Raw genomic sequence first — 8,207 nt, 5'->3', positions numbered from 1 at the left:
CCAAAACCCCAACCCCCAACACCTAAAACCTGATTCCTCAATACTGACTTCTAACCCAATGGTAGATGTTGGATTTTGCAGGAGTTCTATTTTTTGACAAAGATAAGTAAAAATTATCTATTGACTCCAAAAACTTGAGAATATTTAAATTAACATTCCGCAATATTTACAAATTCTTAAGAATTAATTGAGAAAGATTTTTATTTAACAACGATTTTGTAATGGTTACAGCGATTTGATAGAATTTCATAATGGGTTGTCTTGTGCTTTTTTGGGCAGCAATGGCTGAAACCCTTGTCCCACCTACAAGGTAATCCTAATTAAGACGGGTAAATGAGTCAATTTCACCCACAACGATGATCTTTTTTTTGTGTAGTTTTATTGCAAAAAAAAAGTTTTTTTGACAAAAAGTACAAAGTATGATAATAGCCCAATGGATTTCTGGCTGCCAGTAGTTATTGCAGAGTGGGAGTTGGGAAGCTTTTCCAGTAATCAGTGGACTGAAAACGTAAATCTGATGACTGATGACTGATGACCCCTGGTATGAGCATGATGCCAGAGAGCCGCCGCTAATTGCTGTCTTTCACTTTCAGGGTGTTCTTGACGCACCATCTCTACATATTTATTCCCGCTTTCAGGTTGTATTCCTCTACCGAGGATAAGGCGATCGCTCCAATTGGTTGCTCCACTGATTTCCCTTCTAAATCGAGCGTTGCTACAGCCAAAAGAGAATTAGGAATCTCTCGGTCAATCTTGTTGTTAACAAGCTGTAAATCAACGGGAAACTGCTTATCTTGACTAAAAAAAACCCGATTCTAAAGTCCCAAACCGATCTAGTCGGGTCAGGTAAATCGTTCTCTGACTTTTCGCTGATGTTACCTCGATATAGGGTTCTCTCAGTTCGGGATGCCGGTTTTTCAGGTCTTCAAGCGATCGCGCTGACTTTAAATAATCATTGTAGGTTTCCTTGATTGCGATCGCAATTTCCGTAAGATTCTGATTGTTAACTTCGGGAAAAAAGTCCCGAAATTGATTGACAGGACGAGCTATTAAGAGGCTTTCTCGCCATTTCAGTTGGGGGAGGTGGCGGTTAGTCAGGGTGATGACACCGTTGGAGTTCACCGGGGGGCTGCGAGTGACAATCAATTCTGTCCCATCAGGCATTCTGGGGACGCAGACTTCATTTTCTGCTGTGAATCCCTAGTCAGGGAGAAGAATGTAAAGATTTATTAAATTGTAGCGTAGGATACAGTTGCCGGGGCGGGGGGGTACAATGTATTCTTGTTTTCAATCGCCTTTGGGGTTGGGTTGGGCTGTTGCTTGACCTAGCTGCGAGGGGGCGATCTCATTTATTCGCTTAATCCACTTTTAGGAGAATTAATGTGATGTGTACCGGAATTAAATTACAAATTGGTAATCCTCTCACAGGAGAAACTAAGCAATTTGTTCATGGTCGAACCCTTGAATTTGGGGTCGAAGTCGATACAGATATTGTCTATATACCCGCAGGTGAGTCTTTTCAATGCAAAATGGGGAATGGATTTAAAACAGTTGGAATGTCCTATAAATCTGACTACGCCATTCTTGCAGCTTGGGCCAAAAGTATGGGTAGTCTTGTCCAATTTGAAGATATTAATTGTTTTGATGGCATTAACGAAGAAGGATTAGCTTTAGGTGTGTTCTTTTTTCCTTCCTATGCTCAATATCAAATTTTACCTGAAGAATCTACAGAATCTACAGCTTCCGAAGAAGATATTAGTAAAGGAATGGGACCTCAAGATTTCCCGAGGTGGATTCTATCTAAATTTACCGATGTTGATCAAGTCAAAAAGGCAATTGCCAATAAAGAGGTTGTGGTCTTTCGCTCAATCCCTAACGATGAGGCAGGAAAACCCCTTCCCTTTGATCCTTTGACAGTTCACTATATCGTTTATGACAGGACAGGAAAAAGTATTGTGATTGAACCAGTTGAGGGTAAATTAATCGTTCATGACAATCCCCTTGGGATAATAACCAATTCTCCTACTTTTGATTGGCACATGACCAATCTTCGTAACTATATAGCCCTTGATCCTCGCAATGTACCCTCCATCGAGATCGCTGGTGAAACCTTCTCACAATTCGGTCAAGGGACTGGAATGTTAGGAATGCCGGGTGATTTTACGCCTCCGGCTCGGTTTGTTCGTGCTACTGTTTTCAGTCAAACAGCAATCCCCTCAACTACTATTGAAGAAGGAATTGAACAGGTATTTCATATCTTAAATAACTTTGATATTCCTGTGGGAGTTGCACGAGCAGGACATGAAACGGATTATACTATGTTTACTTCAGCCCGTGATCCGCACAATTTACGTTATTACTGGAAAACCTATGAGGATCAAACAATTCGGATGGTTGACTTGAAAAAACTGATGGCAACTGGTGAAAAAAACGTTAAAACTTTAAGTACCGAAAGTGAACAACCTATTGTAGATATGACCAATGACTTAAAGGGTTAAGATTCTCTTAACTAGAAGCTATTAGAAAGTTAGCCATAAATACACTGCGATCGCCATCGCCGTAGGGTGCGTTAACGCGCGTGTAACGCACCATCAATTTCCTAATATTCGGTGGGTTACGCTGTCGCTAACCCACCCTACAGTGCTACTGACTTCTAACCCAATGGTAGATGTTGGATTTTGCAGGAGTTCTATTTTTTGACAAAGATAAGTAAAAATTATCTATTAACTCCAAAAACTTGAGAATATTTAAATTAACATTTCGCAATATTTACAAATTCTTAAGAATTAATTGAGAAAGATTTTTATTTAACAACGATGTTCCAATGGTTACAGCGATTTGATAGAATTTCATAGTGGGTTATTTTGTGCTTTTTTGGGTAGCAATGGCTGAAACCCTTGCCACACCTAGAAGGTGATCCTAATTAAGACGGGTAAATGAGTCAATTTCACCCACAACGATGATCTTTTTTTTGTGTAGTTTTATTGCAAAAAAAAAGTTTTTTTGACAAAAAGTACAAAGTATGATAATAGCCCAATGGATTTCTGGCTGCCAGTAGTTATTGCAGAGTGGGAGTTGGGGAGTATTTTCAGTTATCAGTAAACAGTAATCAGTGAGACACTGTTGATGGAAGTTTTTTTCAGTGGATAGTAAACAGTAATCAGTAATCCGCTTCTGAAGGCAAGAGTCAAAGGTTTTTGATTCGTCCCTTGTGAACTGAAAACTCACATCTGATAACTGAAAACTCACATCTGATAACTGATAACTCACATCTGATAACTGATAACGGATAACTGATTTTAACGCGATAATTTAGTCAACAATTCCAAGAGTTTTTTACTATTAGGAGTCAAGAGAGTTCGACGATAGGCATCGGCGGCCTTTTTAATCGCTTCCGCTTGGGTGGGATAGGGATGAATAACAGTAGAGAGTTTACTCAGTCCGATTTTGGCAACCATAGCGGTGGTAATTTCGGAAATCATCTCACCGGCGTGAGCAGCGACGATAGTGGCTCCTAAAATTTGGTCGGAACCTTGTTTGTGAATAATTTTTAAAAAACCTGCTGTTTCGCCATCAGTGATAGCTCGATCGACTATACTCAAAGGAATTTTAATAGTATTAGTGACCAATCCCTGGGTCTGTGCTTGGGTTTCATCCATGCCGACACGAGCAATTTCTGGGTCGCTATAAGTGACCCAAGGCATAACTAAATTACTGAGCTTATCGCGTCCGAAACCGAAGGGAGAAAAGAGAGTATTTTTAATCACAATACGGGCGGCTGCATCGGCAGCATGGGTAAATTTCCAATCCATACAGATATCACCGGCCGCATAAATTTTCGGGTTAGTAGTTTGCAGATAATCATTAACTATGACTCCCCGACGAGTATCGTATTCTACGGCCACCGCTTCTAAATTTAATCCTGACAGATTAGGCTCCCGGCCGGCAGCGACTAAAATCTCATCAACGGTGATAGTTGCTCCTTGACCATTGCTAGTATATTCAATGGTTTTACCCCGCTCATTTTTTGTCACCCGTTCAATTTGGCAAGAGAGAATTAATTGCATTCCTTCCCGCAGGAAAGTATTCTCAATAATTTCGGCTGCTTCTGGGTCTTCTTTATTCAAAAGATGGGAATGATTATGAAATAAAATCACCTGTGCGCCTAACCGTTGAAAAGCTTGCGCTAATTCACAACCAATCGGCCCGCCACCGATAACAGCTAATCGGGGGGGTAATTCTGTTATGGAAAAAATTGTTTCATTGGTATAAAATCCCGCTTCTTTTAGTCCGGGGATATCGGGATTAAAAGCCCTAGCACCAGTGGCAATGACGGCTTTTTTATAAGGGAGAGTTTTTCCCGCCACTGCCACGGTATTTTGTCCTAAAAAATGAGCGCTACCCAAGAAGACATCGATACCTAGTTTTTGGAAACGTTGCACCGAATCATGAGGGCTAATATCAGCGCGAATTTGCCGCATTCTGGTCATGACTCTGGCAAAATCTACTCTAGTATCTCCAATATCAATTCCTAATTTTTTGGCTTTCTCAATTTCCCCGATAATTCTAGAGGAACGAATCAGACATTTAGAAGGAATACAACCGAAATTGAGGCAATCTCCCCCCATTAAGTGTTTTTCCACTAAAGCCACTTTTAAACCTATATCTAAACCCGCAGCACCTGCCGCTACGACTAAACCCGCAGTACCCGCACCAATGACGACTAAATCATAACAATCTTGGGGTTGGGGATTGAGCCAATCGGCAGGATGAACATAATTAACTAATTTTTGATTATGTTCGTCCATGGGGAGAATATTAACTTCACTGGAGCTATTTTGAAACATAGTGAACTACCTCGACTCCCTAGGCGCAGTTACCGCCTTTATTCTGTAGTTTATAGTCAATAAATTCCCCTCCTGACCAAGTTGATAGAGCAAGTCTCTTGGTTCTATGTTAGTTGTTGTTGTATTAATCGGACAAAATCTGATGAGCCTTTCTCTGTCAACTCTTAAGGAGTCGTGGTTTTTATTTTTCAATTGGCGATTTAAGAGCCAATTTTAAAGGCTTCTAGAAATAAACTATAGGTGATACCAATTTTTAGTAAATTGAGAGATTCTCGCAGAATCGGTGCTGGTTTAGCCTGGGAACTTTTTCGGTAAACAATCCGGCTAGTCGCCTCCGTAAACAGCAGTAATAAACCAGCAGCGGTGACATCCCATTGAGCAGTTTGACCGGCAGTGGTGACAATTGCTTGACCAGAAAAAACTCCAAATAAAACACAAATTAGTTGGAGGGAAATCCGCCGCCAAGGATTACCAAAAAAGCTATTAAACCGGCTGCTGGTGACATTAGCCAGCGTACTTAAACGGGTGCGTTGCATGGTCATATTTATTTAGAAGTAATACGATTAAGAAGCCACAAAGAGGTAACGATACCGGTAAAGTGAGCGAGAATTGTATTAGTATTAGCCTGCACAATTAACAGGTCAACGGAATTAACAAATTGACTGGGGTTAGAGGCAACATTAAAAGTACCTTGAGGAACATTGAGGGATTTAATTAAGACGATTCCCGCCAAGGCTTGCGCTCCCAAAATGGTTAAAAACATCCCGATAATATTGGCGATTAAACCCTGACGTATTAACTGAATAGTATCGGATTTTTTCGGGCGACTATCTTGATCACCCCTCAACATTTGACGGGCAATTTTCATGTAACGAGAGGAAAAGAAAATAGCGACTACCAAGAAACAAGCCCCACCAATGGCACATAAAACACCGATTTCAATACCGGAAGTGCGTTGTCTCGTCCCTAATAAACTAGCGGTAGCAATGAGCAATAAAACCCCCGAAATTACGCCTAGGACAATCTGCGTCCAAAAACCGATTCTTCCCTGACGTAAAAGGATATTAGCCGCCCGTTGGACGGCGGGAGGCAAGGAATAAAGATCAGAATCTCTAGAGGTGGATATATTGGTAATTTCTGATTGTTTGTCTCTCATCGGGGTTAAGCTAGGGATTGGGTAAATCTGGTCTTGATCTATTTTCGTCTTTTTTTTTGCCCATGGCTAGAGATTTAATCAACCTCTGGCATAATTAATTTTTTAGGGTTCAAAGACGGCAAAAATAATGATTAAATTGCCTAAAATCTGTAAATAGACCATTTAATTGATTATTATTCATTCTTAATTCTCCTGACTACTGGCTACTGGCTAGGCTCTCCTAGGTTTGGTGGGTAAAATGTATTCTAAGATACATTTCTCCTAGCGAGGGGGTGGAACGAACCACAAAGACACAAAGGACACAAAGATCGATCCTATGTAAGTTAAACCGATCACACAGAACCTAGAAGAGCCCTGGCTACTGACTCCTCACCCTAACAACAATTTTTGATTTTTACCAGAGGTCTAATTTTGGCACTGACTGGCTATCTGTTTAGCTTCTACCTGTAAACGCTGGGCCATGCGAAACATTTCTTGACCGGTGTGGAGAGAGCGGTCGTCGTAGTTAAGGGTAAAGGTTTCTAATTCTTCTAGTCCGTCAGTGAGATGATTGAGACAGTAGTACAGAGAGGCGGCCACTTTGGCCATTTTGGCAGGATTAGGCCGTTGGGAAAAGAGGGTTTTGGCTCGATCGAGCTTTTGGCGACAGGTTTCTAGATAGTCTTGAAAAACAGCCATTAACTGATCGTCGAAGGGATCGGCGGATAGGTGATCGATCTGACGTTTAAGGGGCCGGATAATTTGACCGATCAGGCGATTAATTGGGCTATAGGTCTGGTTATACCACTGTTTGACTAGGGACTCGTCTTCCTGGACCGCTTCTTTGTAACGATGGTAGCTTGCCTGGGCGGTGGCAGTGCGTTGGGCGCGTTTTTCGGGAGAATTGGCGATTAGTTGGTTATCGTAGTCCTTTCTTAGTCTCGGATCGCTTAGAATCTCGTAGGCGGCGTTAATAGCGACGATTTTATCGTGACTGGCACTATCGTTTTGACTATCGGGATGGAATTGTCTGGCTAAACGCCGATAGGCCCGTTTAATCTCCTCAGGGGTCGATTTATGGCTGATTTCTAAGGTTTGGTAGTGGTTGCCGGTCATGAGCGCAAGCGATCGATCTGTCTTTTGTTATTATCGACCATGGTTAACCCGGCGGAGAAGGGGAATTGTCAGTGATCAGTTATCAGTTATCAGTGATCACTGATTTAGACAAAAGGATTGATTTCAGGGATATCATCGATCGAGGGTAAGTCTATTTGGCCCGATCGCTCTTGTGTAAGATAATAGGGACAATGAAGCTGACAATCGGGACGATGGGGAAAATCGACTAAATCATTTTGGTATGCTGATAGATAGCGATCGAGCTCCTTCAATAAACGGCGTAAATCCCGCCCTGTCTGTTGGTGTAGTTTGCGATTATAGTTAAAAGTAATTTGTTCGGGGCTGCGGGGTAACTGCACAAACCAATAGGTCATCGATAAACTATCAGGAGGATAAGCAGAAGTTTCTGCCAACACATATAGATAAAGTCTCGTCTGCCAATTTTTGGCTAGTTTGTCGGCATCGATAGGTTTTAAATAGGTTTTCCAGTCAAAAATTACCGCTTGATCGCTCTCTAGTAAAATTAAATCATAGATAACCGTTAATAAATAATTACCCACAGTTAAACTGCGACAATGTTCCGCTTCTCGATTAGCTTCTCCCGGATTTTGGGCAATTGCTGGGGCAGCCTTTAATAGGGCTGTTAAACAATGTTCTAACTGTTCATTTTCGCGTAATAGGGACGCGATCGGCAGCCCTAATTCCCGCTGCTGTAATAATAGGTGAAACTGACTGCCCCATTCTTGCCTCTCCAATTGCCCGGGGTCAGCCAGTGTGTTAAGTTGCTCTAGATAGACTTTTTGAAATCTCGGTGGGCAGGTTTCCAATAGGTTTAAATGGCCCTGGGCAAGACGATAGATATTAGACATGATAAGTAGTGGTGCAAAATTAATTTCTTGGTTAGGATAGGCAAAAGGCAAGAGGCAAAAGGCAAGAGGCAAAAGGCAAGAGGTGGTGATATGTGTGTAATTAATTTTTCCTAGGTACTTAACTAGATAGGTATTAAAAACTTTCAGATGCCCCCCTTATTAAGGGGGGATTAAGGGGGGATCGGCACCCCCCTTATCAAGGGTAGATCCCCCGCCTATCGGCACCCCCCTTATCAAGGG

The 8,207-nt window shown here is 41.7% G+C and carries 7 protein-coding genes; 1 reads left to right on the top strand and 6 read right to left on the bottom strand.

Annotation, left to right across the window (positions count from 1 at the left end; translation table 11 throughout):
- Positions 1 to 798: 798 nt before the first annotated feature.
- On the bottom strand, positions 799 to 1,122 hold the full coding sequence (locus IQ234_RS18650; RefSeq protein WP_193958173.1) for a hypothetical protein: 324 nt from the start codon (positions 1,120 to 1,122) through the stop codon (positions 799 to 801).
- A gap of 263 nt (positions 1,123 to 1,385) precedes the next feature.
- Between IQ234_RS18650 and IQ234_RS18645 the strand changes: the two genes are divergently transcribed.
- Complete coding sequence (locus tag IQ234_RS18645) at positions 1,386 to 2,498, top strand: linear amide C-N hydrolase (protein WP_043996724.1); 1,113 nt, start codon at positions 1,386 to 1,388, stop codon at positions 2,496 to 2,498.
- An 801-nt stretch (positions 2,499 to 3,299) separates the two neighbouring features.
- Here IQ234_RS18645 and IQ234_RS18640 read toward each other — a convergent pair.
- The 5 genes from IQ234_RS18640 to IQ234_RS18620 form a co-directional block, all read right to left on the bottom strand.
- Entirely contained in the window at positions 3,300 to 4,847 is a 1,548-nt protein-coding gene (locus IQ234_RS18640) for a mercuric reductase (protein ID WP_193958172.1), read from the bottom strand.
- 200 nt (positions 4,848 to 5,047) lie between these two features.
- A complete protein-coding gene (locus tag IQ234_RS18635) occupies positions 5,048 to 5,389 on the bottom strand; it encodes a DUF565 domain-containing protein (RefSeq protein WP_002800797.1) in 342 nt (113 codons plus the stop codon).
- A 2-nt stretch (positions 5,390 to 5,391) separates the two neighbouring features.
- A complete protein-coding gene (locus IQ234_RS18630; RefSeq protein ID WP_110579717.1) occupies positions 5,392 to 6,003 on the bottom strand; it encodes a DUF3611 family protein in 612 nt (203 codons plus the stop codon).
- Positions 6,004 to 6,408: 405 nt separating this feature from the next.
- Positions 6,409 to 7,098 (bottom strand): J domain-containing protein, encoded by a 690-nt coding sequence (locus IQ234_RS18625; protein ID WP_193958171.1) that lies wholly within the window; start codon positions 7,096 to 7,098, stop codon positions 6,409 to 6,411.
- Positions 7,099 to 7,202: 104 nt separating this feature from the next.
- Complete coding sequence (locus IQ234_RS18620) at positions 7,203 to 7,967, bottom strand: PD-(D/E)XK nuclease family protein (protein WP_193958170.1); 765 nt, start codon at positions 7,965 to 7,967, stop codon at positions 7,203 to 7,205.
- Positions 7,968 to 8,207: the final 240 nt, after the last annotated feature.

Source organism: Microcystis aeruginosa LEGE 91341 (genome assembly GCF_015206885.1).
Taxonomy (GTDB): Bacteria; Cyanobacteriota; Cyanobacteriia; order Cyanobacteriales; family Microcystaceae; genus Microcystis; species Microcystis aeruginosa_H.
This window is presented reverse-complemented; position numbering and strand designations above follow the sequence as displayed.

Coding starts and splice junctions, on each gene's coding strand:
- IQ234_RS18620 (WP_193958170.1), bottom strand. CDS start 7,967: ATGTCTAATATCTATCGTCTTGCCCAGGGCCATTTAAACCTATTGGAA.
- IQ234_RS18640 (WP_193958172.1), bottom strand. CDS start 4,847: ATGTTTCAAAATAGCTCCAGTGAAGTTAATATTCTCCCCATGGACGAA.
- IQ234_RS18630 (WP_110579717.1), bottom strand. CDS start 6,003: ATGAGAGACAAACAATCAGAAATTACCAATATATCCACCTCTAGAGAT.
- IQ234_RS18625 (WP_193958171.1), bottom strand. CDS start 7,098: ATGACCGGCAACCACTACCAAACCTTAGAAATCAGCCATAAATCGACC.
- IQ234_RS18645 (WP_043996724.1), top strand. CDS start 1,386: ATGTGTACCGGAATTAAATTACAAATTGGTAATCCTCTCACAGGAGAA.
- IQ234_RS18635 (WP_002800797.1), bottom strand. CDS start 5,389: ATGACCATGCAACGCACCCGTTTAAGTACGCTGGCTAATGTCACCAGC.